Source organism: Dokdonella fugitiva, assembly GCF_004342425.1.
Taxonomy (GTDB): Bacteria; Pseudomonadota; Gammaproteobacteria; order Xanthomonadales; family Rhodanobacteraceae; genus Dokdonella_A; species Dokdonella_A fugitiva.
Map to the genome: position 1 here is coordinate 37,629 of NZ_SLWQ01000008.1, position 23,114 is coordinate 60,742.

Annotated in this window: 15 protein-coding genes; 8 read left to right on the forward strand and 7 right to left on the reverse strand. The window is 70.4% G+C overall.

Going from position 1 to position 23,114, the window contains the following annotated elements; genetic code table 11:
• Positions 1 to 144: 144 nt before the first annotated feature.
• Positions 145 to 1,482: a replication-associated recombination protein A gene (locus EV148_RS14025; protein ID WP_131999327.1), complete on the reverse strand. Its 1,338-nt coding sequence runs from the start codon at positions 1,480 to 1,482 to the stop codon at positions 145 to 147.
• 98 nt (positions 1,483 to 1,580) lie between these two features.
• On the opposite strand from EV148_RS14025, the gene EV148_RS14030 reads away from it, so the two are divergent.
• The 3 genes from EV148_RS14030 (at position 1,581) to EV148_RS14040 (ending at position 5,367) form a co-directional block, all read left to right on the forward strand.
• Positions 1,581 to 3,410 carry a choice-of-anchor Q domain-containing protein gene (locus EV148_RS14030; RefSeq protein ID WP_131999329.1) on the forward strand — a complete coding sequence of 610 codons (1,830 nt, stop codon included), beginning with the start codon at positions 1,581 to 1,583 and terminating at the stop codon, positions 3,408 to 3,410.
• 140 nt (positions 3,411 to 3,550) lie between these two features.
• Positions 3,551 to 4,318 carry a CsgG/HfaB family protein gene (locus EV148_RS14035; RefSeq protein WP_131999331.1) on the forward strand — a complete coding sequence of 256 codons (768 nt, stop codon included), beginning with the start codon at positions 3,551 to 3,553 and terminating at the stop codon, positions 4,316 to 4,318.
• Positions 4,315 to 5,367: a hypothetical protein gene (locus EV148_RS14040; RefSeq protein ID WP_131999333.1), complete on the forward strand. Its 1,053-nt coding sequence runs from the start codon at positions 4,315 to 4,317 to the stop codon at positions 5,365 to 5,367. The genes EV148_RS14035 and EV148_RS14040 overlap by 4 nt, the downstream gene beginning before the upstream one ends.
• Here EV148_RS14040 and EV148_RS14045 read toward each other — a convergent pair.
• The 3 genes from EV148_RS14045 to EV148_RS14055 all read right to left on the reverse strand — a co-directional run bounded on the left by EV148_RS14045 (position 5,364) and on the right by EV148_RS14055 (position 8,532).
• Positions 5,364 to 6,311, reverse strand: a complete 948-nt coding sequence (locus EV148_RS14045) for a copper resistance protein B (RefSeq protein WP_131999335.1) — start codon at positions 6,309 to 6,311, stop codon at positions 5,364 to 5,366. The two genes, EV148_RS14040 and EV148_RS14045, sit on opposite strands and share 4 nt — an antisense overlap.
• On the reverse strand, positions 6,308 to 8,053 hold the full coding sequence (locus tag EV148_RS14050) for a copper resistance system multicopper oxidase (protein WP_131999337.1): 1,746 nt from the start codon (positions 8,051 to 8,053) through the stop codon (positions 6,308 to 6,310). Before EV148_RS14050 ends, EV148_RS14045 begins: the two co-directional genes overlap by 4 nt.
• Positions 8,054 to 8,145: 92 nt before the next feature.
• Positions 8,146 to 8,532: a hypothetical protein gene (locus EV148_RS14055; RefSeq protein ID WP_131999339.1), complete on the reverse strand. Its 387-nt coding sequence runs from the start codon at positions 8,530 to 8,532 to the stop codon at positions 8,146 to 8,148.
• A 65-nt stretch (positions 8,533 to 8,597) separates the two neighbouring features.
• Between EV148_RS14055 and EV148_RS14060 the strand changes: the two genes are divergently transcribed.
• From EV148_RS14060 to EV148_RS14070, 4 genes are read left to right on the forward strand one after another with little or no spacing between them, the layout of a single operon-like run.
• Entirely contained in the window at positions 8,598 to 9,449 is an 852-nt protein-coding gene (locus tag EV148_RS14060; RefSeq protein ID WP_131999341.1) for a 23S rRNA (adenine(2030)-N(6))-methyltransferase RlmJ, read from the forward strand.
• Positions 9,450 to 9,472: 23 nt separating this feature from the next.
• A complete protein-coding gene (locus tag EV148_RS14065; protein WP_131999343.1) occupies positions 9,473 to 9,820 on the forward strand; it encodes a hypothetical protein in 348 nt (115 codons plus the stop codon).
• A 38-nt stretch (positions 9,821 to 9,858) separates the two neighbouring features.
• Positions 9,859 to 10,014 (forward strand): hypothetical protein, encoded by a 156-nt coding sequence (locus tag EV148_RS18550; RefSeq protein ID WP_158287476.1) that lies wholly within the window; start codon positions 9,859 to 9,861, stop codon positions 10,012 to 10,014.
• Positions 10,015 to 10,018: 4 nt separating this feature from the next.
• Entirely contained in the window at positions 10,019 to 10,420 is a 402-nt protein-coding gene (locus tag EV148_RS14070) for a GFA family protein (protein ID WP_131999345.1), read from the forward strand.
• 154 nt (positions 10,421 to 10,574) lie between these two features.
• Here the strand turns inward: EV148_RS14070 and EV148_RS14075 are convergent, their stop codons facing one another.
• The 3 genes from EV148_RS14075 to EV148_RS14085 all read right to left on the reverse strand — a co-directional run bounded on the left by EV148_RS14075 (position 10,575) and on the right by EV148_RS14085 (position 17,818).
• The gene (locus tag EV148_RS14075; RefSeq protein WP_131999347.1) at positions 10,575 to 12,746 is read right to left on the reverse strand and encodes a DUF4394 domain-containing protein; all 2,172 of its coding nucleotides are present in this window, start codon (positions 12,744 to 12,746) and stop codon (positions 10,575 to 10,577) included.
• Positions 12,743 to 14,965, reverse strand: coding sequence for an FG-GAP repeat protein (locus EV148_RS14080; RefSeq protein WP_158287477.1), 2,223 nt, complete (start codon positions 14,963 to 14,965; stop codon positions 12,743 to 12,745). Before EV148_RS14080 ends, EV148_RS14075 begins: the two co-directional genes overlap by 4 nt.
• Before the next feature lie 525 nt (positions 14,966 to 15,490).
• Positions 15,491 to 17,818: a winged helix-turn-helix domain-containing protein gene (locus EV148_RS14085; RefSeq protein ID WP_158287478.1), complete on the reverse strand. Its 2,328-nt coding sequence runs from the start codon at positions 17,816 to 17,818 to the stop codon at positions 15,491 to 15,493.
• Between the two features lie 280 nt (positions 17,819 to 18,098).
• Between EV148_RS14085 and EV148_RS14090 the strand changes: the two genes are divergently transcribed.
• Positions 18,099 to 23,057 (forward strand): alpha-2-macroglobulin family protein, encoded by a 4,959-nt coding sequence (locus tag EV148_RS14090; RefSeq protein WP_131999353.1) that lies wholly within the window; start codon positions 18,099 to 18,101, stop codon positions 23,055 to 23,057.
• Positions 23,058 to 23,114 lie beyond the last annotated feature (57 nt).

Sequence of the window (23,114 nt, forward strand, 5' to 3'; positions counted from 1 at the left end):
GGCGGGAGGGCCTTCAGCCGGCGCTCTCACCCAATCGCGACGGACAGCCATTCCCAAGCCCACACGAAATCGCAGGCGTGGATCAAGCTGACGCCGCGGTCGCGCACAGGTGCGCTCCTGCCGGCTTTCGAGGATGGCGTCGCGCTACGCTCCGCCGCGCGCCTTGCGTCGCGCCGCGCGCAATGCATCGAGCTTGTCGCGGAACTTGCCTTCGAGGCCGCGCTCGGTCGGTTCGTAGAACGTGCTGCCGGCGAGCGCATCCGGCAGGCATTGCTGGTCGAGCGCGACGCCGCCTTCGACGGCGTGGTCGTACTGGTAGCCGGCGCCGTAGCCGAGGCCTTTCATGAGCTTGGTCGGCGCATTGCGCAGGTGCATCGGCACCTCGAGTGTTCCCGTCTCGCGCACGACGCCACGTACGTCGTTGAACGCGGCATACGCCGCATTGCTCTTCGGCGCGACCGCGAGGTAGAGCGCGAGTTCGGCGAGGCCGAGTTCGCCTTCGGGGCTGCCGAGGCGATCGTAGGTTTCCCAGGCGTCGAGCGCCATCCGCCACGCGCGCGGATCGGCGAGGCCGATGTCCTCGACCGCCATGCGCGTCATGCGCCGCGCGAGGTAGGCGCGGTCGACGCCGCCGTCGAGCATGCGCGCGAGCCAGTACAGCGCGGCGTCGGGATCGGACGAACGCACCGACTTGTGCAGCGCCGAGATCTGGTCGTAGAACTGCTCGCCGCCCTTGTCGAAGCGGCGCGTGCGGTCGGCGAGCACCTGCTCGAGCGTCGCCGCGTCGACGACGCCGTCGTGGGCGAGTTCGGCCGCGATCTCGAGGAAGGTGAGCGCGCGGCGCACGTCGCCATCGGCCGCACGCGCCATCGCCTCGAGCGCATCCTCGTCTACGCGCAGCGCGGTCGCGCCGAGCCCGCGTTCGGCGTCGGCGAGCGCACGCTCGAGCGCGGCGACGATCGCCTCGGCCGGCACCGCGTCGAGCACGTGCACGCGGCAGCGCGAGAGCAGCGCGGAATTGAGCTCGAACGACGGGTTTTCGGTGGTCGCGCCGACGAACACGATCACGCCACGCTCGATGTACGGCAGGAACGCATCCTGCTGCACCTTGTTGAAGCGGTGTACCTCGTCGACGAACAACACGGTGCGGATGCCCTGCGCGTAGCGCGCCTCGGCTTCGGCAAGCGCGGCGCGCACGTCCGGCAGGCCGGACATCACCGCCGATATCGCGCGGAACTCGGCGTCGGCGTACTTGGCGAGCAGCAACGCGAGCGTGGTCTTGCCGCAACCGGGCGGCCCCCACAGGATCATCGAGTGGACATGGCCGGACTCGATTGCCCGCCGCAGCGGCGTGTTCGGCGCGAGCAGCCGCGGCTGGCCGACGACCTCGTCGAGCGAGCGCGGGCGCATGCGTTCAGCGAGCGGGCGCAGGCCCGCGCTGTCTTCGAAGAGGGAGCGGCCGGAGGCGGTCTTGCGTGCCATGTCCGATGATACCGCACGGCCGCGCAACTCCACATTTGCGCGCCGCACGACGCGCTGCTAGGTTTGCGGCGCGCCACCGCCGCCGCCGGAGCCACGTCATGCAGCATCGCCCGATCGTGCGCCCTGACACGGCGCTGAACCCGCTCGCCCGCTGCGTCCTCGCCGTACTCGGCACCGCCTGCGCGGGCCTCGCGCTCGGTGGCGATGGTGAGCGTGCGCGCGTGCAACCCGCCTTCGATCGTGCCGCGATCCCGCCGGCTCATTCGTCACGGATCGGCAGCCACAACCGTACACGCGCGCAGCTCGCGATCGGCACGAGCCGGCTGCCGCGGGGCGGCGCGACGCTGGCGGTCACCACGTGCGACGATGCCGGCCCCGGCAGCCTGCGCGAAGCCATCGGACTGGCTGCCGCCGGCGACACGATCGATCTGACGACGCTGACCTGCGGCACGATCACTCTCGAGACCGGCGTGCTGGCCACGTCCGCGTCCGCGCTCGAACTGGACGGTCCCGGTGAAACGCTGCTGGCCATCGACGGCAATGGCGCGTCGCAGGTGCTCCATCACCAAGGCATCGGCCTCTGCCTCACGGGCCTCACGATCCGCAACGGCATGGACGCGAGCGGATATGGCGGCTGCCTCTTCACGAGCGGCAACCTGCTCATGGACGCGAGCACGATCACCGGCTGCACGGCCGGCGACGGCTCGAACGCATACGCGTATGGCGGCGGCGTGGACGTCATCGGCAACCTGACGATGGTCCATAGCACGATCAGCGGCAACACCGCCACCGGTACCGCGGGCGCCATCGGCGGCGGCGCTTACGTCGGCGGCGATCTCAGCGCGATGTCGGGAAGCCGGATCAGCGGCAACCAGGCGACCTCGCAGGGCGGCTTCGTCGGCGGCGGCGGTGCGTACGTTTCCAACACGGCCATGCTCGATCTCGCGACGACCGTTGCCGACAACCATGCGACGTCGACGACCCGCGTCGCTTATGGCGGGGGCCTGCAGGCCGGCACCTCCGCCAGCGTGCGCTACAGCATGATCACGGGCAATACCGTCCACTCCGGGACCTCGTGGGCGTACGGCGGTGGCATCAATCTCGGCTACTACGGCGACGACGACTTCGATCGTTCGCTCGTGTTCCATCACAGCACGGTGAGCGGAAACACCGCGACGTCCAACTGCGAGAGCTGCTCCATCAATGGTGGCGGCGCCAATGCATTCGGGTCGATCTACAGCCGGGGCAGCACGGTACGCGACAACGTCGTCGCACTCGATGCTGCCTCCTCCGGCAATGCCGCTGGCGGCGGCTTGGCCACCTACGCGCCCGGCAACGTCGACACCACGATCTCGCTGGTCGATTCGACGGTGTCGGGAAACTCCGCCGTCGGAGGCTCCACGGGCGGAGGCATCGGCTTCGGTGGCGGCCTCGTTTCGATCACGGGCAGCGCGATCGTGTACAACGCCACGATCGCGTTCAATTCCGCGACGACGTCCGGCGGCGGCATCGCGATCAACGCCGTGCACGGGGCGATCGCGTCGAGTTCGCTGTTCGCAAACAACGTCGCTCCGATGGCGGCGGACGTAGCGAAGGTCGTCTTCGATCCGGGCGATGCCACGCTCCTCGGCGACCACGACATCGTGATGCAGGCCGGCGCCGACGTGATCTTGCCGGTGGACACGCTCGGCATCGACCCGCTGCTGTCGCCACTCGCCGACAACGGTGGCGCCACGGCGACGCATGCACTGCTCGCCTGCAGCCCCGCGGTCGACGCCGGCGCCAATCCGCTCGACCTCGACGTCGACCAGCGCGGCATCCCCTTCGTGCGCAACGCGGGCGCCGCGCCCGACATCGGCGCGTTCGAACTGCAGGCGGGCGCCGATCACATCTTCGACGACGGCTTCGATCCATCGCCGTGTCCCTGAACGGGCTGCGCACGGCCCCGCGCGCCGTGCGGGCCATGCGAGCCATGCCCGTGGGCGTGGATTTCGCGTGATGGGTTTCAGCGCCCTGCTCCGTACTGGAAGGAAGATCGGTGCGGAGCCGACACGGCGAGCGCAAACTCATGAACGGCAAAGGATGGATCCCACACCGGGCGGTGCGCGGCCTGCTCGCCTGCCTGCTGGCGACAGGAGCGGCGCTGCTGTCGGTGCCGGCGACCTGCCGCGCCGCCGATGGCGAAAAGCCGGTGCTCGGCGTGCTGAAGTTCCAGGACGAGACCGGCGCCCTGCCGTTCCAGGGCGGCATCGGCCGCGTGCTCACCAACATCCTGACCAACGAACTGGCCGCACGCCCGGCCTTCATCGTGGTCGAACGCCGCCGCCTTCAGGCAATCCTCGAGGAACAGGACCTCGCCGCTTCCGGCCGCCTGCGCCCGGGCGACGGCGCGCGCATCGGCCAGCTGACGGGCGCGGACTACCTCGTCATGGGCACGGTGACCGCGTTCGAGGAAGGCGTCGAGAAGAAGAAGGCGCGCGGCTTCTTCGGCGGCCTCGGCGGCTCGCGCGAATCGAGTACCGCCTACCTCGCGATCGACCTGCGCGTGGTGGACACGAGCACCGGCGAGATCGCGCAGGCTCGCACGATCGAAGGCCGCACGACACGCACCGCATCATCCGTGACCCTCGCTGCCGGCGGCGCGGGATTCGGCTACGAGGCGCTGCACAGCGAAGCGCTCGCCAAGGTCGTGCGTGCAGCGATCATCGAGGCGATCGACTACCTCGAATGCACGATGGTCACGCGCGATGCCTGCCTCGCCGGGTATGCCGGCAAGGAACAGCGGCGACTCGAAGGCACGCGCAAGGCGATCCGGCTCGAGGGAGGCACGCGATGAACGACTCCCCTCCGCGGCCCGCGCGTGCGGCGACCATTGCCGCCTGCGCGCTCGTACTGCTGCTCGCCTGCCCCGCCGGCGCGGCCACGCTGCTCGAATACACGCGCGAGGGGCCATGCCCGACCGAGTTCGAGCGCATGGCGCTGGACGGCCTGCAGGCGCGCATCGACATCGACGTCGACGGCTCGTCGATGTCGACGCTGTTCGACGACGACGAACAGCTCATGCACCAGCTGATGCACGACACGCGCGACTACATGACGCTCGAATCGGACGACGACGCGGTCGACTTCACCAGTGACGTCGGCCGTAGCGTGCTGCTGCACGCGGACAAGCAGACGCAGGCGCTCACCGGTTCGAGCAGTGCGCAGCTCATCGAGGCGCACCGCCAGGCCCAGGTCGCGGCCTGCCCCGAGATGGCGGCGATGGGCATGACCGATCCGGACTATGCCGACGCGGCGCTGCGCTGCGCGCGGAAGATGGCGTCCACGCCTCCGGTTGCGGGGAATCGCACGAGTGCGATCGGCGAGGCCTTGCGGCAACGCGGCGGCCGCCCCTTCGCGGACGCGGGCCGCACGGCAGCGGCGCGTGCCGATGCGTCGGTGAAATGGTCGACGACGAAGACCGAACGCGCCGCAACCACGGAGACGATCGACGGTCGCGCCTGCATCCGCGAACGGATCCTGCGCGGGGACACCGTGCTGCGCGAGGACTGCTATGCGACGATCGAATCGCTCGCGCTCGAGCCGCGCGCCGCGCGACGCCTCGCGCGCATCGCCAAGGTCGGCGCAGGGCTCGGCGCGGGCATCTCGAGCCTGCAGCCGGACGCGGCACAGGAGCGCGCGAGGCCGCCATCGGTCAGCCTCGAGCGCGTCTGCTATCGCGACGGCACCGCCAGCGGCCGCGCGCGGCTGCACATCCGCACCGCCGTCGCGATCGACGCATCGACGTTCCGCTTGCCGCCCGACTACACCCCGATCGAGATCGCAGCACCGCCCGCCACGGTGTCGCCGGAACGGCTGCTCGAGCAACTGCAGCAGGGCGGCTAGAACGCGAGGCGCACGCCCGCGACCCAGCGCGCGTCGTCGGCGTCGTTGCCGTCGGCATGCGCGTAGTGCGCGCTGCGGCCGAAGCGTCGGGACCATTCCACGCCGACGTACGGCGCAAGACCACGCGTGACCTCGTAGCGCAGGCGCAGGCCGACCGCCGCATCGGCGAGTCCGGAACCGGTGCGTGCCGCCGGATCGTCCTTGCCGTAGGCGTCGAGCTCGATGCGCGGTTGCAGCACCCAGCGCTGCGTCAGCAGGGCCTCGTACTCGGCCTCGATCCGGAGCGCGGTGCGGCCGCGCGAGCCGACGTAGGCGGTCGCGGCGACTTCCAGCCAATAGGGCGCGAGTCCCTGCACGCCGAACGCGAGCCAGTCGCGGTCCGCGCCTTCGCCGACGTCGTGGCGCACGCCGAGCTGCGAATTCCAGTACGACGCGACCGCGTGGCTCCACAGCAATTCCACGTCGCCGTGCGCCGTCCGCCCGTCTGCGTGTTCGCCTTCGCTGCGCAGCTGAACGCGATCGACGTCGCCGCCGTAGTCCGCGCGCAGGCTCCAGCCGAGTGCGCGGCCATCGCCGTGTTCGAGACGATCGAACACGGCGCGTCCCCAACGGGCGCGATCGTCCATGCCCATCACGTCGATCATCCGCGCTGGCGACATCGCGCCCATCACGTGCTGCGGTGGCGGCGGCGCGACATGGCCGGAAGGCGGTCGCGCATCGGGGATTGCGTGCTGCGGATGCTCCTGCGACGCAGCCTCGATGCGTTCGCGCTGCGTGCCGGGATGATCGGCAGGCGGGACCTCGTGCGTGTCGTGCGTGTCGTGCGTGTCGTGCGCGTCGTGCGTGCCGTGCGCCGCGTGCGCGGCGTGTACATCCTGCGCATGCGCGGTGGCCGTCGTGGCGAACGCAGCCGCCAGCGCGAAAAGGGGACGAAGCGGCCTCATGCGACCACCACCTCGCGGAACATGCCCGCTTCCATGTGGTAGAGCAGATGGCAGTGGTACGCCCAGCGCCCGATCGCGTCGGCGCTGACGCGATAGGCGATCTTCTGCGCGGGCTGCACGACGAGCGTGTGCTTGCGCGCGAGGAATTCGCCGGCGGGTGACTCGAGCTCGCTCCACATGCCGTGCAGGTGGATCGGATGCGTCATCATCGTGTCGTTGACGAGCACGATGCGCACGCGCTCGCCGTGCGCGAGGCGCAGCGGCTCGGCGTCGGAGAATTTCCTGCCGTCGAAGCTCCAGACGTAGCGTTCCATGTGCCCGGTCAGGTGCAGCTCGATCTCGCGGCCGACGTCGGGCGAAATCGGCGCCGTGACGGAACGGAGGTCCGCATAGGTGAGCACGCGCCGACCGTTGTCGCGCAGGCCGACGCCGGGGTCATCGAGGTTCGTGCGTGGCGCGTCGACGCGCATGTCCACGAACGGGCCGTACTCCGCCGGCGCGTGGTGCATCGTGGCACTGCCGCCGTGGCCCATCGCCGCATGATCCATGCCAGGCATCGACGCGCCGCAGCCGCCTTCCATCCCCTTCACGCCGGGCATGCCGTGATCCATCGTTCCCATCATGTCGCCCATCGCGAGCAGCACGCGCGCGTCGAGCGCCGGCACCTCGGCCACCATGCCGGCGCGCGGCGCGAGCGTGCCGCGCGCGTAGCCGGAGCGGTCCATCGCCTGCGCGAAGATCGTGTAGGCCTCGTCGCGGGGTTCGACGATCACGTCGCAGGTTTCAGCCGGGGCGATGCGGAATTCGTCGACGGTGACGGGTTCGACGTCCTGGCCATCGTGCGCGACGACGCGAAGCTTCAAGCCCGGGATGCGCACGTCGAAGAACGTCATCGCCGCGCCGTTGACGAAGCGCAGGCGCACGCGCTCGCCGCGTTCGAACAGGCCGGTCCAGTTCGACGCGGGCGTCGTGCCGTTCATCAGGAAGGTGTAGACGTGGCCCGAGACGTCGGCGAGGTCGCTCGGATTCATGCGCATCTCGTTCCACATGCGTCGCGCGGCGAGCGCCGCGGACACCCCTTGCGCGCGCGCATCGCGCAGGAAGTCGCCCGCGGTCGGCTTGGCGAAGTTGTAATAGTCACTGCGCTTCTTCAGCGTCGCGTAGATGTGCTCCGGGTCGACGTCGGTCCAGTCCGACAGCAGCACGACGTGCTCGCGCTCCGCCGGGAAGCGCTCGCCGGCGCGCGGTTCGACGACGATCGGGCCGTACAGGCCGAGCTGTTCCTGGAAACGCGAATGGCTGTGGTACCAGTAGGTGCCGGCCTGGTTCACCCTGAAGCGGTAGGTGTAGCTGCCGCCCGCTTCGATGCCCATGAAGGACAGCCCGGGCACGCCATCCATGTCGGCCGGCAGCACGATGCCGTGCCAGTGGATCGAGCTGCGCTCGGCGAGCGTGTTGCGCACGTGCAGGGTCACCGTGTCTCCCTCGCGCCAGCGCAGGAGGGGTCCGGGCAGGCGGCCGTCGACGACGACGGCGCGACGCGCGTGGCCGGTGAAGTCGACCGTCGTCGCGCCGATCTCGAGGTCGAAGCGCGTGCCCGACAGCACGCCCTGCGCGCTGCGCGCACGCAGCGGGGCGAAGCCGTACGCGGCGAGCAAGGCGCCGCTGGCGACGCCCCGCACGAAGCGCCGCCGCGACGGCAGCACGGGAAGCCGGCGTCCGCCGGCGGAAAGCAATTTCATGGCATGGATCCGATCGATACGCGCGGCAACCTGCCGCGCGAGGAAAACATGCGCGCGCGACGAAGCGTCTCGCGCTTCCTCCCGTTCCGGACTCAGGCGATCGGTGGCCGCAGCGGGGGCGGATTGACGACGCGGGGCGCGCGCGCATCCGGCGCGCGGGCGAGCGACGCCGATGCGGGCGCGGCGTGCGTGCACGCGAGCGGCGCGACGTCGACCGCGTGCGCGAATGCGCACGCGCAGGCGACGCGACAGCAGGCATCGGACGCGTGGCCGTGCTTGGCCGGCATCACCATGCCGTCATGGCCGCAGCCGTCGGCGCCGGTCGACGCAGCCGCCATCGCCGCGTGCAGCGGCGCCGCAGCGGCGAAATATCCGCCGAACACGAGCGAAATCGCGAGCAGGCAGGCGAGCACGCGCACCGCGCGAAGGCGCGCGAAGCGGGGCGTGCGTGGCCGGCGGCTGGCGAAAAACTGCGTCACGGGCGAGAATGGTACGCGCCCCTGCCAGCCCCGCAAAGCCCTCTCCCTGAAGCCCGGCTCGCACGATGAACTATCGCCATGGGTTCCACGCCGGCAACTTCGCCGACGTGTTCAAGCACGCCGCGCTGGTCGGCCTGCTCGACGCGTTGCAGGCCAAGCCCGCCGCATTGTGCTACTTCGATACCCATGCGGGTCGTGCGCTGTACGACATGCACGGTGAGCAGGCGCGCAGGACGCAGGAGCACGCGAGCGGCATCCAGCGCCTGCTCGGCGCGGGCGGCCTGCCGGCTGCGCTGCAGCGCTACGTCGACCTCGTGCAGGCATTCCAGCCGGCGAACGCGGCCGGCCTTGCGTTCTATCCCGGTTCACCGCTGATCGCTCAACGCCTGCTGCGCGAGAGCGACCGGGCGATCCTGTGCGAATTGCACCAGGAAGAAGCCGCTGCGCTGCGCGATGCACTCGCCGGCGACACGCGCTTCGCGATCCACCAGCGTGATGGTTATGCCGCGCTGAAGGCGCTGTTGCCACCGGCGCAGAAGCGCGGGCTCGTGCTCATCGACCCGCCGTTCGAAGCGCAGGGCGCGGAGTTCGAGCTGGTCGGGCAGGCGCTCGCGAACGCGTGGACGCGCTGGCCCAACGCCACGTACGCCGTGTGGTACCCGATCAAGCTGCGCGAGACGATCGTGCCGTTCCATCGCTGGCTGCGCGAACACGCAGGCCGCGCGGACGTACTCGTCGCCGAACTGCTGCTGCACCCGGACAACTCGGGCCTGCGCCTCAACGGCTGTGGCCTTGCCATCGTCAACCCGCCCTGGCGGTTCGACGAAGCCATCGCGCAATGGCTGCCGGCGGTGCAGGAATTGCTCGCGCAGAGCCGCTACGGCTCGTCGCGCGTCGAGTGGCTCGAGCGCGGCTGAGGCACCGATCCATACCGGAAGTCATGCCTGACGGTCGCGCTGCATCGCGCTACCATCGCCGCATCGCACCCGAAGGGTCGAACGCGATGACCGGCTCCCGCTTCCTCCACGTTCCCACGTCCCTGCTCGTCTCGCCGCTCGTGCTCGCGATCGGCGCACTCGTGCTGCTGTTCCAGTTTCCGCGCAACCTCGTCGCGTGGAACATCGGCGCCTGGACGGTCGTCGCGGCGAGCGTGCTGCTCGCACTGCTGGTCCCGCTCGCGGCGTGGTCGCTCGCGAAGAACGCGGCCACGCGCACCTGGCCGCGCATCCTCGCGTTCTCCGCCTGCACACTCTACCTCGCCGCGCTCGCGATCGGCTCGATCACCTGATCGTCGGCACCCGCGCAACCCGACGCCCTGGAGGCTCCATGCGAAGCATCGTCCTTGGCTTGCCGGCCGCCGGATTCGTCACCGCCGCCCCCGTCATCGCGAACGGCGAGATGGTCGCCGAATACCACCGCCTGCACGCGTCGGACGCGCCGATGCCGGTCCACGGGACGCAGCTCGAAATCGCTCCGAGATAGCGTCATGCGCAGTGCGTCCTGCAGTTGCGGCCAGCTCCGCATCGAAGTCGACGGCGAGCCGCTCGGCGTCGGCCTCTGCCACTGCCTTGCCTGCCAGCAGCGCACCGGCAGCGTGTTCGCTGCGCTCGCCTCGTTCGCGCCACCGTACCGCGTCAGCGGCCAAGCCACCGAGTACCTGCGCCAGGGCGACCAGGGCGCGCGCTTCCGCTTCCGGTTCTGCCCTGTCTGCGGCACGAACCTGTTCCACACGGAGGAAGGCTGCGAAGCGCGCTCGGTGTCTGTCGCGGTCGGCGCATTCGCCGACCCGGCCTTTCCCGCGCCACGCGCATCCGTTCACGACAGCCGCCGCCACGCCTGGGTGGCGCTGCCACCCGGCGTGCGCGTGTTCGACAAGGATCCGCCGTGAGGCCTTCGCGGCAGTCGTGACGAGCGGCGGCCGATCGCACCGAACGCGCCGGGCACACGAAGAAAGTGCATCGTCGCGATGCTTCGCTTCCCTCGTGTGCTCGGCTGCTTCGTGTTCCAGGCCACCATCGCCGCATCGAAAACCCGTCCGGGCGTCAGGGCGCGGTGACCTCGAAGGTCACCGGGACGATCACGCGCGGATGCGCGTTGTCGCCGTTGTCGATGCACAGGTCCGCCGTGTAGGTGCCCGTGTCGAGCGAGGTCGCGTCCAGCGTGAGCGTGACGTCGTTCGCCTGGCCCGGCATCGCCGAACCGCCGCCGACGTCCCAGTGCAGCCACGGCACCGCGTCGCGCACGTTGCACGGGCCGAGGCTCGCGATCGCGAACGCACTGAGGCCGTTCGAGCGTCCGTCGGGGCCGACGACGTCGACCGGCGTCGCATGCCCGGTGCCGGTGTCGACCGTGTAGACGCTCTCGGCCTGCTGCGCGGCGTCGCCGGCGAGCAGGTAGAGCGTGCCGGTCGCGTCGTCGAAATCCATGTCGGCGCCGGCGACCTGGAATCCGAGCGGGCCGATCACGCTCGCACGCGCGCTGTTGCGGTCGATCGTGATGAGGCTGTTCGTGACCGAATCGATGCCGTAGAGCAGGCCCTCGGGGCTCACCGCGATCGTCTTCACCTGGGTGCCGTACTGCGGGTCGTCGATGCCGCCGATCGCCCCGACGACCGTCGATGCGCCCGTCGCCGGATCGATGCGCAACAGGTGCGAGGTGCGCCGCTGCAGGCCGCCGAACGACACGCCCCAGAAGCGGTTGCTGGTGGCGTCGTAGTGCATGCCCATCCAGTCCTCCTCGGGCGCGGGCGGCGTCCAGCCGATGTGCACGAACTGGTCGATGCAGGCGCAGTCGGTCGTCTGCACCGCGAGCAGTTCCTCCTGCCAGAAGTCGATCGCGTAGAGCGTGCCGAAGTCGTTGCCGGCGAAGTCGGCCGCGGCGATGCGGCGCATGCCGTAGAACACGGGCACGATCGGGTCGGGATGCAGCACGTCGAACGTGACCAGCGGCGGATCCGTCGGCCACTGGTCGAACGCGTACGCGGGCAGGCTCGCGCCGAGCGGGCCCGGACGCGGCGACGCAGCGCGCACGGGCGCACCGGTCGCCGCGGCGCCCATGCCCCAGCCGAGCGGCAAGGTGCCGATGTTGCCGACCGCGAGCATCGCGGTCGTCGTCGATCCCGCGTTCGCGCTCGCCGAGATCGCCGCCGGCGTGACCTGGATGATCGGCTTGCCGACGGTGAGCTCGGCGCTCGCCGACGCCGCGTACGACGCGACCGCGGTCGGCGTGAACCGCACGACGAGGCCATCCTGCAGGCGCGCGGCGTTGCGCGAGTATGTCCGCGCGGGTTGCGCGCCCGAGTTGAGTCCCGCGGTCGCCCACAGGCCATGGTCGTACTGCGCGTCGCCGAACGACGTGTCCTGGTATTGGAAATCGATCGAACCGTCGGCCTCGTGCAGCACGAGTTCGTACGTCGCGCCGTCGGGTGTCGCCGGGAAGTGCACGTTGTCCTTCCACTCGACGACGAAGCGGCGCGTGGGTGCCTCGCCGAGCGTCTGCGCGTAGACGGTGCCCGGCGACTGGAAGAACGTGTCCCACCACGGCAGCAGCGCCGGTCCCAGGGTCGTCGACGGCAGCGGCGTCGGTGAATACGGCAGGTAGCCCGCGTCGATGCCGAACAGCACGCCGCCATTGATGCCTGCGGCGACGGCGTCCGCGGTGATCCCGTAGTACGTGAACGGGAAGCCGATCGATATCGGCGCGGCGGCGTTGCGCGAAGGATCGATGGCGAGTGGCGTTCCGCTCCCGGAGATGTCGACGAACGCGTACCGCGGGATGCCGGTATCGCCGTCGAAGCCGTCGCCGAACACCTGGTCGGGATCGTTCTGCGCCATCGTGTAGTCGGGCGCGACCGGGAACGCGGTCCAGTGCGTCTGCACCGTGCGTGATTCGAGCGCGGGCGCGGTGCGGTTGTAGCGATACGTGCCGCCGGGTGCGATCGTCTGCGGTTCGAGGATCTTGAAGCGGCCGATGTCGTCCTGCTCGGCGGTCACGAACGCGAGCGTCTCGCCGGTGCCGTTGGTGAGCGTGTAGCAGTAGTTGACCTCGGTGCCGGTCATCACGCTGAGGCTCGACTGGTCGCCGCAGCTGCCCGGCGTCGTGTCGACCGACAGCGTCAGCGTGAGTTCGATCCCGGGCGTGCCCGCGAGAACCGGCGTGGCGGCGAGCGCCAACAGCAGCGCGGCAGGAAACGATTGGGTGCGGGGGATGTTCATGGCGTCGTCTCGAATCCGTCGGCGAAGATGAGGTCGGGGTTGCCGACGTCCAATGTGATCGGCACGGCGACCGTCGCGTGCGACGCGTCCGATGTCCCGACGCACAACGTCGCCGTGTGGGTGCCCGCGGCAAGTCCGCTCGCGTCGATGCCGACCACGACGTCCGTGCCGTCCCCGGCGCCGACGTCGCCGCCGGAAGGCGTGACCGCGAGCCACGGCACGTCGGCCGCCGTGCTGCAATCGGCTTCGCTCTCGCCGATCGCGAACGAGAGCATGCTGCCCGCATCGCCGGCATTGCCGATGTGCAGCGTATCGGATGCGCTGGTACCCGTGTCCAGCGTGAAGGCGAACTGCAGCGGCGAAACCTGCGCGATCGCCTGGGACGCGTCGCTGCAGCCGAACGAAACGCCGTCGATCCACCAGCCGCTGCGCGACGCACTGACGTCGCTGGCGATGCGCCAGCGCAGCCGCACCGGCTGGCCGATCGCGGGCGGGAAATTCGCGCGCGTATCGATCCAGCCGCCGCTGTCGCCGGTCCACGCCGCGCGGCCGGCGATCGCGCTGGTGCCGATCATCGTGTCCGAATAGCCGCCTTCGTCGAAGCTGCCACCCGCCTCGACGAAATCGAGCCAGGGCCCGCTGCCGATCGCGATCTCGAGCACGCCACCGTCGTAGGTCGATTCGAGGTCGTAACGCTGGCGGAACGCGAGCGTCGCGCCTGCCTGCGGCACGAACACGGGCGCTTCGAGCATCGTGTCGGATGGCGATGGCGGATCGTTGGCGAACACCGCGTTCGGCGGCGTGTCGCCTTCCGCGACCGTGAGCCAGGTGTTGGAACCCTGCACCGCGTCGACACTCCAGCCGGAGGGCAGCGCCGGTGCAGTGACGCCATCGAAGGCTTCGACGAGCGGCGTCGGACACGTCCCTGCGCTGGACTCGAACGCATAGCCGGCACCCGACCAGCCATCGGCACCACTCGCGAACTCCGCGCCGATCACCGCGGTGCTGCCGTCGAGCGCGACGCCGATGCCGAAGTCCGCGCCATCCGAAGCGTCCGCGGCGACGAGCTTCGCCTGCTGCGTCCAGGTGCCACCGCTGCGCGTGTAGACGTACGCGGCGCCCGCGTTCTGCACGCCGGGAAGATCGGAGAACAGCGAGCCGGCGATCGCGATGCCGCCGGACAGCGCGACCGAGGTGCCGAAGCTGTCGCCGTTGAACGCATCGCTCGCGACGAGCTTGCCCTGCTCGCTCCAGTCCGCGCCGCCGCCGACGAACACGTACGCCGCGCCCTGGCCCGCCATGCCGTTCGAGGAGGCGCCGATGATCGCCTGGCCCGCGTCGAGCGCGACGGCACCGCCGAAGCCATCCCAGGGTTCGCCGTCGCTCGCGACGAGGCGCGCGCGCTCGCTCCAGTTTGCGCCGTCGCGCGTGTAGACGTACGCGGCGCCCTGGCCCTGGTTCGTGCCCACCGTCGCCGACACCGCGCCTACCAGCACGCTGTCGCCGCGCACCGACACGGCGCGACCGAACTGCACCCAGGCTTCGCCGTCGGACGCGGCGAGTTTCGACTGGAAGTTCCAGCCGCCGTCGAACGCATATACGTATGCGGCGCCCTGGCTCGTGTTGCCGCCCACCGCGGCATTCTGCGCGCCGATCACGATCGTGTCGCCGTCGATCGAGACCGAGTTGCCGTAGCCGTCGAAGGCGGCGCCGTCGGTGGCGGCGAGCTTGGCCTGCTGCGTCCAGATCGTGCCGTTGCGCTCGAAGACGTAGGCCGCGCCTTGCCCGGCGACGCCACCGATCGCGGCGAAGCGCGCGCCGACGACGATGCGGTCGCCGGAGATGGCGAGCGCGAAGCCGAACTCGTCGCCGGCGACGCCGTCGTCGGCGACGAGGCGCGCCTGCTGCGTCCAGGTACCGCCGCTGCGCACGTAGACGAACGCGGCGCCCTGGCCGTCGTTGCCGCCGACATCGGCGCCGGCGGCGCCGACCACGGCCGTGTCACCGTCGAGGGCGACCGCACGGCCGGCGTAGTCGTTGTTCGCGGCGACGTCGGCGAGCAGCTTCGCCTGCTGCGTCCAGCCGCCATTGCCGGCGATGATGGCGCCATGCACGGGGACCGTGCCGGCCGAAGCGATCGAGGTGGCCAGCGCGGCCAGGAGCGCGAGTCCGCGCACGAGTACGGGGCGTCGTGCGCGGCGGGCAGGATGATGCGGCATCGTTCCTCCGGGATCATGGAAAGGAGCCGCCGGCGGGCGTTGGATCGCAACGGGGAGCTCCCGCCGGCGGCAAGGCAGCGACGATCGCGCCGCCGGCGCGGGCTGGCACTCGAAAGCCGTTGCATTCGCGTTACGAAAAAATTTTTGTTCTTCGCGGAATTCGGCGAATGGGAATGTGAATCCCGAAAGCGATGCGGGTGTTGCGGGATTGCCGCCCCGGGCGGCCGCCCGTGTGCGAATTCTTGCTATCGCCAGGTTCCGCTCGCCTCGGCGGCGAGCAACTTCGCCGTAATTCCCGCGAAAGGCGGGATTCCTGTTTCGGTGCACCGAAGAGCACATCGGAAGCAAGAGCAAAATGGATTCCCGCTTTCGCGGGAATGGCGTCGCGGTGGACGGCGACCGGGCAATGACGGCGGTGGCGATCGGGGCGACGACGGGGCGGCCCGCTTCAGCTCCTGCTCTTCCCGCTCCTGCTCGCCTCGCTCCCGTTCTCGCGGCCGCGCAGGCCTCTCCGCGTGCTGGTCCTCACGCGTCGGGCGGACGGCGCAGCACGGGCGGGATCACGCGTTCGCCGGCGAGTTTCTCCGCCTGCGCGAGCGCGCGGTACCAGGGCGCGGCGGCGCGCAGGTGGCGGAACAGTTCGAGTTGCAGCAATGCGCAGCGATAGTCGCGATCGGCCCAGCCGGCGACGCGGCCGATGGTCGCCTGGGCATCGGCATCGCGCCCGAGCGCGAGCAGCCAGCGGCCGTAGGCATCGACGGCCGCGACGAGGTCATCGGCGACGCCGCCCGCGTCGGCGTGCGCGAGCGCGCGTGCGAACGCGGCGTCGGCCGCGTCGCGTCGACCCGCGGCGGCATCGACGAGTGCCCCGGCGAGCGTCTCCCAGGCGAGGCTGCGCGCGTCCGCCGGCGCCGCCTCGGGTGCGAACGCGGCCTGCTCCGCACGACCGAGGGCGACCAGCGCGCGGCTGCGCGCGGCATGGAACCATGCGCGCAGCGGCGCGAGATCCGGCGTGCGCTCGCCCGCGAGCGCGTTCGAGGCGATCGACTCCGCGTCCTGCCAGCGCGCTTCGTCGAGCGCGATCGAGGCGCGCGCGCGCGCGATGCGCAAGCCCGACTCCGGATTGCGCGGCGCGGGCTCCTGCGCGGCTTCGCCGAGGAGCGCGCCCGCCTCGGCGAGGCGGCCGAGTGCGTACAGCACGTCGATGCGGTCGGCGAGCATCTGCATGCGCAGTTGCGGGTCGCGCACGCGCGCGCGCAGGGCCCAGGCGCGATCGCTGAGCGCGAGCGCGCCGGCGTGGTCGAGCAGGCGTTCGCGGCAGGCGAACAGCATCGAGAGCGTATGCAGGTGTTCGTTGACCGCGTCGAACCGCTCGAACACCGCGACCGCGCGCTCGAGCACGGGCTGTGCCGCGTCGACGCGCCCGCGCGCAAGTTCGAGTTCGCCGGCGACCATGTCGATGCGTCCCTGGCCGGGGATGTCGCCGGCCTGCTGCAACTCGATGCGCGCGCGTGCGAGATCCTGCAAGGCCTCGGCATAGCGTCCCTGTGCCGCTCGCGCGGCGCCGCGCCCGCTGTAGGCCTGGCCGAGCTCGAGCGGCCGGTGCCAGGCCTCCACCTCGCTGATCGCCGCCGAAAAGTCGCGCTCGGACTCGGCGTAGTCGCCGCGATTGAGATGGATCGTGCCGAGCCCGGTCAGCGCGCCCGCGCGCAACGCGGGATCCTTCGCCGCCGGCTCGTCCTCGAGCAGCGAGGTCAGCGCCTTGGCGACCGCATCGAGGTTGCCGGCGCGGAAGTCGACCTGGGCGAGTCGGTAGCGCAGTTGCGGTTCCGCCTGCACGAGCGCGGGCGCCCGCAACAGGATCGCGCGCGCGACCTCGAGCTGGTTGGCGAGCATCGCGGCGTTGGCGCGCTGCAAGGTTTCGTCGAGCGCGGCATCGGGACCGGCTTCGTCCGGTGCGAGCCGGCCTAGCCGGACCAGCAGGCGGTCGCCGGCCGCACGCAGGGTCGGCAATGCGTCGCGTCCGTCCGCTTCGACGACGGTCGGCTCGCCTTGCGCCGGACGCGCGTGCAGGACGACGTGCCAGCCCTGCGCAGTGACCGTCGCCGCGCCGTCGACGAGGAGATCGACGCCGGTGGCCGCGCGCAGGCGCGCATCGTCCGCATCCGCATGCAACGCCGCGAGCACGGCCTCGCTCGGTGGCACGCGCAGGCCGCCCGCGCGCAGGCGCGTCGCCAGCGCGTCCATGCCGCCGAGGCGCAACCAGTCCTGCGGTGGCGTGGCGGTGACGTCGAGCGGTCGTACCAGCGCGCCGGGCGACGCGTCGGCGCGTGCCGGCGTGGATGGATGCCGCAGGGCCCATGCGACGGCGGCCGCGGCGAGCACGATGAGCACGATGGCGACCAGGACCGGCCGCCCGTGCCTGCTGCGCGGCGCCGCCGGCGCCGCAGCCTGGCGCGCCGTGTCCGTCGCGGGCGCTGCCGGCGTCGCGTCGGCCGGCGCGTCCGCGGCGCCGCCGGGCGTCGGCGCGGACAGCGTGCGCACCTCGGCCTGCCAGCGGTAGCCGAACTTCGGCATCGTGCGGATGTAGCGCTGGTCGTTGCCGTCGTCGCCGATCGCGCGGCGCGCGCGCAGCACGATCTGGCCAAGCTGGGCGTCTGACACGTCGACGCGCCCCCACAACGCCGCGACCAGTTCATCGCGGCCGACCGCGCGCTCGCGGTTCTCGATCAGGTACAGCAGGCAGTCGAACACGCGCGTCGGCACGTTCACCGGCACGCCGCCGCGGCGCAATTCGCGCGCGGAGCGGTCGAGGCGGAAGTCGTCGAAGAGATAGGTGATCGGCGATGGCATGCGTGGAACCGGCGCGGTCGGGCGCGTATGCCGGACCTGCGCCGCGGCGGTGGCGCGCCCGTGATCATAGCGTCGCCGCGACCGGGTCGCGTGCTGCACCGCGGCTTGCACCGCGGCGGCATGCGTGCGGCGGTTCACGCCTGCCGCGCGAAGCCCGTCGCATCCGCCCCGCGCAGCCGCACACGGCCGCGATGTCGACCGCAAGGCGCCCGCCATCGCCCCGGTCCGGCCATAATCCGCTGCGTATACTTGCCGAGCCATCCACCGGGGGGAGTTCTCAATGGATCTGCGTTCGCCCGCGTCGCGCCTGCGACTCGTCGGCACGGCCCTGCTCGTCGCCGCCAGCCTCGCCGCCTGCAACCGACCCGCCGACCAGGTGCCGGAAGTGCAAGGCAGGAAACCGATCGCCGCCGAGGCGGCCAAGCCGGCCAAGGTCGAGGGCTTCGCGCTCGCATCGGCGCGCGCCGAGCAGCACGACGGCCAGCTCGCGCTCGCGCTCGAATTCAGCCAGCCACTGGTCGGCACGCAGGCGTTCGACACGCTCGTCGCGGTGACCGATGCGAAGGGCGCGGCCGTGCAAGGCAGCTGGTCGCTCGACGATGACGGCAAGACGCTGCATTTCCCGTTCGTGCAGGCCGACCAGAGCTACGCGGTCAAGGTCAAGGGCGAGCTCGCGGCCGCCGACGGCAAGCTGCTCGGCAGCGAAGTGGCCAAGGACATCTATACCGGCCCGATGGAACCGAATGCGGCGTTCGCGTCGCAGGGCAACGTGCTGCCCGCGCGCGAGACGCGCGGCCTGCCGGTGATCTCCGTCAACGTCAAGGACGTCGACGTCGAGTTCCTGCGCGTGCGCGACGACGAAGTCGCGAACTTCTTCGCCGCCTACCAGAAGAACGGCAAGCGCAGCTCGTACGAACTCGATCCGCGCTACGGCTGGGGCCGCGAAGGCTCGCCGCTCGCGCAGATCGCCGACTCGGTCTATGCGAACCGCTTCGCGCTCGCCGGCAAGGACAACGAGCGCGCGGTGAACTACCTGCCGATCCAGTCGATCGCCGAACTGTCCAAGCCGGGCCTGTACTTCGCGGTCATGAAGCGCGCGGGCACGTTCAACGACGAGTACGAGACGAGCTTCTTCTTCGTCAGCGACATCGGCCTGCACACGCGCGCCTACGCCGAGACGCTGTTCGTGCACGCCGCCTCGCTGAAGAGCGGTGCGCCGCTCGCCGGCGTGGAACTGTCCGTGCTCGACGGCAAGGGTGAATCGATCGTCGCCGGCAAGACCGACGGCAACGGCAACGCCCAGCTCGCCTACGCGCTCAAGGCCGACCAGGTACTCGTCGCCAGGAGCGGCAACGACGTCTCGCTGCTGCCGTTCAACCAGCCCGCGCTCGACCTGTCCGACTTCGCCGTCGCCGGCCGCAAGCAGGCCTGGTTCGACGTGTTCGCGTGGTCGGACCGCGACCTCTACCGCCCGGGCGAGACGATCGCGCTGTCGGCGCTGCTGCGCGACTACGACGGCAACCTGATCAAGCCGCAACCCTTGTTCATCACGCTCAAGCAACCCGACGGGCGCACCTACGCCGAGACGAAACTCGAACCGAAGGACCTCAACTATTTCGAGTGGTCGCGCGAGATCCCGGTCGACGCGCCGACCGGGCGCTGGCAGGTCGAGTTCCGCACCGATCCCAAATCGAGCCAGGTCACGCAGGGCCTCACGTTCCGCATCGAGGAGTTCCTGCCCGAACGCCTCAAGCTCGACCTCACCAGCGAGCAGGCCGTGCTCAAGCCCGGCGAGCCACTCAAGCTCGCGGTCGAAGGCGACTACCTCTACGGCGCACCCGCGGCGGGCAACCGCTTCACCGCGCGGCTGACCGTCGCGGCCGACCAGCATCCGGTCGATGCGCACAAGGACTTCTTCTTCGGCGACCCGACCGTCGACCTGCCGAAGGAAGCCAGGGACGTCGTCGATGACGCGCTCGACGAGGACGGCAAGCTCGAACAGGACATCGAGATCCCCGAGGGCGCCAAACCGGCGACGCCGCTCGCCGCCCTGCTCTCGGGCAGCGTCTACGAGAGCGGCGGGCGCACCGTCACGCGCACGCTCAAGCGCACCGTGTGGCCCGCCGATGCACTGGTTGGCATACGCCCGCTGTTCGACCTCGCGCAAGGTTCCGACGCGCGCGGCCGCGCCGGCTTCGAGCTGATCCGCAGCAATGCCGCCGGCGACCTCCTCGCCGGCCAGCGCCTCAAGCTGACGCTCGTGCGCGAGCACCGCGATTACCACTGGACCTTCGACAAGGACAGCGGCTGGCACTTCGAATACGTGCAGCGTTACGAGGACAGCGAGAAGCGCGACATCGACGTCGAAGCCGGCAAGGTCGCGAAGTTCGACGTGCCGGTCGACTGGGGCAACTACCGCATCGAGATACTCGATCCCGCGACCGGCCTCACCACGCGCCTGCCGTTCTTCGCCGGCTGGAGCTGGAACGACGACAACCGCGGCAAGGAGGCGCGCCCGGACAAGGTCAAGCTCGCGCTCGACAAGCCGAGCTACCACGAAGGCGACACGCTCAAGGTCACGATCACGCCGCCCCAGGGCGGGCCAGGCCTGCTGCTGGTCGAATCGGACCATCTCATCTATTCGAAGAACATCGACGCCCAGCCGGGCGCGGTGTTCGAGATCCCGGTGACGAAGGAGTTCGAGCGCCACGACGTCTACGTGACCGCGCTGGTGTTCCGCGGCGGCTCCGCCGTGGACAAGATCACGCCCGCGCGCGCGGTCGGCGAAGCCTGGGTGCCGATGGATCGCGCCAACCGCAAGATCGACGTCGCGATCGACGCGCCCAAGCAGATGAAGCCGGAGACGGACCTGCCGGTCGCGGTGAAGGCCCCTGCGCTCGCCGGGAAGAAGGCGTACGTGACCGTGTCCGCGGTCGACGTCGGCATCCTCAACATCACGCGCTTCGCGCGTCCGGACGCAAACGCGTGGTTCTTCGCCCAGCGCGCGCTCGGCATCGACGCCTACGACCTGTACGGGCGCGTGATCGAGAGCTTCGACGGCAACACGGCCAAGCTGCGCTACGGCGGCGACATGGCGCTCGGCGCATTGCCGCAGGCGCGCCGCCCGACTGCCAAGGTGCTGACCGTCGACCTCTTCTCCGGCGTCGTCGCGCTCGACGCCAGAGGCGAGGCGAAGGTCGCGCTGAAGATGCCCGACTTCAACGGCACCGTGCGCATCGTCGCGCAGGTGTTCGGCGAGAGCCAGTACGGCGGTGCGGACACCGAGACGATCGTGCGCGCGCCGCTGGTCGCGGAGATCTCGACGCCGCGCGTGCTCGCGCCCGGCGACAGGTCGGCGCTGACGCTGGACCTGCAGAACTTCTCCGGCAGCGAACGCGAATTCGCGGTCAAGGTGTCGACGCACAAGCCGCTCGCGATCGACAAGGGCGAGCGCAAGGTCAAGCTCGCCGACGGCGCGAAGACGACGCTGGAGTTCCCGCTCGCCGCGCTCGACGGGTACGGCGTCGGCAGGATCAACGTGCAGGCGTCGAGCGGCGAGATCAGGATCGACCGCCATTTCGAGATGGTCGTGCGCGCGGCCTGGCCGGGCGTGATGCGCTCGAGCGCACGTTCGCTCGAGACGCTCGCGCCGGTGACGCTCGGCAGCGAGTCGATCGAGGGTCTCATCGCCGACTCGGTGGCCGCGCGCCTGACCGTGTCGAGCCTGCCGCCGCTGCCGTTCGCGGCGGCACTGCAGGATCTCCTCAAGTATCCGTACGGCTGCATCGAGCAGACCACGAGCAAGGGCTACGGCGCGCTGCTGCTCGACGACAAGACGGCGGAAAACCTGCACACCGACGGCCTGCCGCCCGACCAGCGCAAGCAGCGCGTCGACGGCGCGATCGGCCGCATCGCCTCGATGCAGATCCCGTCCGGCCACTTCTCGATGTGGGGCGGCGACAGCTACGTCAACGAATACATCACGCCGTACGTGGTCGAGTTCCTCGAGGATGCGCGCGACGAAGGCTTCCTCGTGCCCGACGAGATGCTGCAGAAGGCGCTCAAGCGGCTCAACGACGACCTGCTCTCGGGCGGCCATCCGTTCTACGGCTACGAGCACGGCGACCACCTGCGCTTCGCCAACGAGGCGTATTCGGGCTACGTACTCGCGCGCGTGAACCGCGCGCCGCTCGGCACCCTGCGTGCGCTCTACGACAACGACAAGGGCAAGTCGGTGACCGCACTGCCGCTCGTGCACCTCGCGATCGCGCTCAAGCTCATGGGCGACGAGCCGCGCGCGCAGAAGGCGATCGCCGATGCATTCGCGATGAAGGTCGAACGGCCGTGGTACCTCGGCGACTACGGCTCGAACCTGCGCGACACCTCGCTCATGCTCGCGCTCGCGCACCGCTACGGCCTGTCCAGGCCGGAATACGACGGCCGCATCTTCGACGTCGCGCGCTCGCTCACCAACGAAGAACACCAGGCCGACGCCCAGCAGCGCCGGTCCGGGCATCGCTGGCTCTGGCTCAGCACGCAGGAACAGATCGCGATCGCCCGCCTCGGCAAGACGCTGATCAAGGACGGCGACAAGGTCGTCTCCGGCACGCTCGCGATCGGCGCGAACACGAGCGAAATCAGCCCCGACCGCCTGTGGAGCCGACAGTTCGGCGGTGCCGACCTCGCCGCGGGCGTGCGCTTCACGCCGCAGGGCGACCTGCCGCTGTACGCGAGCACCGACGTCGCCGGCGTGCCGAAGACGGCGCCCGCGCCGGATGACCACTACGTGTCGATCCAGCGCCAGTTCTACACGCTCGACGGCAAGCCGTGGGAACCCGCTCCGCTCAAGGAGGGCGACAGCCTCATCGTCGGCCTCAGGCTCGAGGCGCGCGAGGCGATGCCGGATGCGCTGCTGGTCGACCTGCTGCCCGGTGGCCTCGAGATCGAGAATTTCAACCTCACCGACGCCAAGCAATGGGCCGACGTCGTCGTCGACGGCATCTCGATCACCGATCGCGCGCAGGCCGCGGACGTGCGCCATGAGGAGTTCCGCGATGATCGCTACGTCGCCGCGCTCAACCTCGGCAAGGGCCAGACCGCGCACGTGTTCTACCTCGTGCGCGCGGTGACGCCGGGCACGTTCCAGGTACCGCCGCCGCTGGTCGAGGACATGTACATGCCGCAGGTGCGCGGCATCGGCAAGAGCACGCCGGCGACGCTGAAGGTGATCGAGCCGTAACGTCCCATCGCACGACGTCCCGCTGCCCTTCCCCTTCGAGACCATTCGAAGGTGGAG

Coding starts and splice junctions, on each gene's coding strand:
- EV148_RS18550 (WP_158287476.1), top strand. CDS start 9,859: ATGCGAAGCATCGTCCTTGGCTTGCCGGCCGCCGGATTCGTCACCGCC.
- EV148_RS14035 (WP_131999331.1), top strand. CDS start 3,551: ATGAACGGCAAAGGATGGATCCCACACCGGGCGGTGCGCGGCCTGCTC.
- EV148_RS14040 (WP_131999333.1), top strand. CDS start 4,315: ATGAACGACTCCCCTCCGCGGCCCGCGCGTGCGGCGACCATTGCCGCC.
- EV148_RS14060 (WP_131999341.1), top strand. CDS start 8,598: ATGAACTATCGCCATGGGTTCCACGCCGGCAACTTCGCCGACGTGTTC.
- EV148_RS14050 (WP_131999337.1), bottom strand. CDS start 8,053: ATGAAATTGCTTTCCGCCGGCGGACGCCGGCTTCCCGTGCTGCCGTCG.
- EV148_RS14075 (WP_131999347.1), bottom strand. CDS start 12,746: ATGAACATCCCCCGCACCCAATCGTTTCCTGCCGCGCTGCTGTTGGCG.
- EV148_RS14080 (WP_158287477.1), bottom strand. CDS start 14,965: ATGCCGCATCATCCTGCCCGCCGCGCACGACGCCCCGTACTCGTGCGC.
- EV148_RS14045 (WP_131999335.1), bottom strand. CDS start 6,311: ATGAGGCCGCTTCGTCCCCTTTTCGCGCTGGCGGCTGCGTTCGCCACG.
- EV148_RS14025 (WP_131999327.1), bottom strand. CDS start 1,482: ATGGCACGCAAGACCGCCTCCGGCCGCTCCCTCTTCGAAGACAGCGCG.
- EV148_RS14030 (WP_131999329.1), top strand. CDS start 1,581: ATGCAGCATCGCCCGATCGTGCGCCCTGACACGGCGCTGAACCCGCTC.
- EV148_RS14090 (WP_131999353.1), top strand. CDS start 18,099: ATGGATCTGCGTTCGCCCGCGTCGCGCCTGCGACTCGTCGGCACGGCC.
- EV148_RS14065 (WP_131999343.1), top strand. CDS start 9,473: ATGCCTGACGGTCGCGCTGCATCGCGCTACCATCGCCGCATCGCACCC.
- EV148_RS14085 (WP_158287478.1), bottom strand. CDS start 17,818: ATGCCATCGCCGATCACCTATCTCTTCGACGACTTCCGCCTCGACCGC.
- EV148_RS14070 (WP_131999345.1), top strand. CDS start 10,019: ATGCGCAGTGCGTCCTGCAGTTGCGGCCAGCTCCGCATCGAAGTCGAC.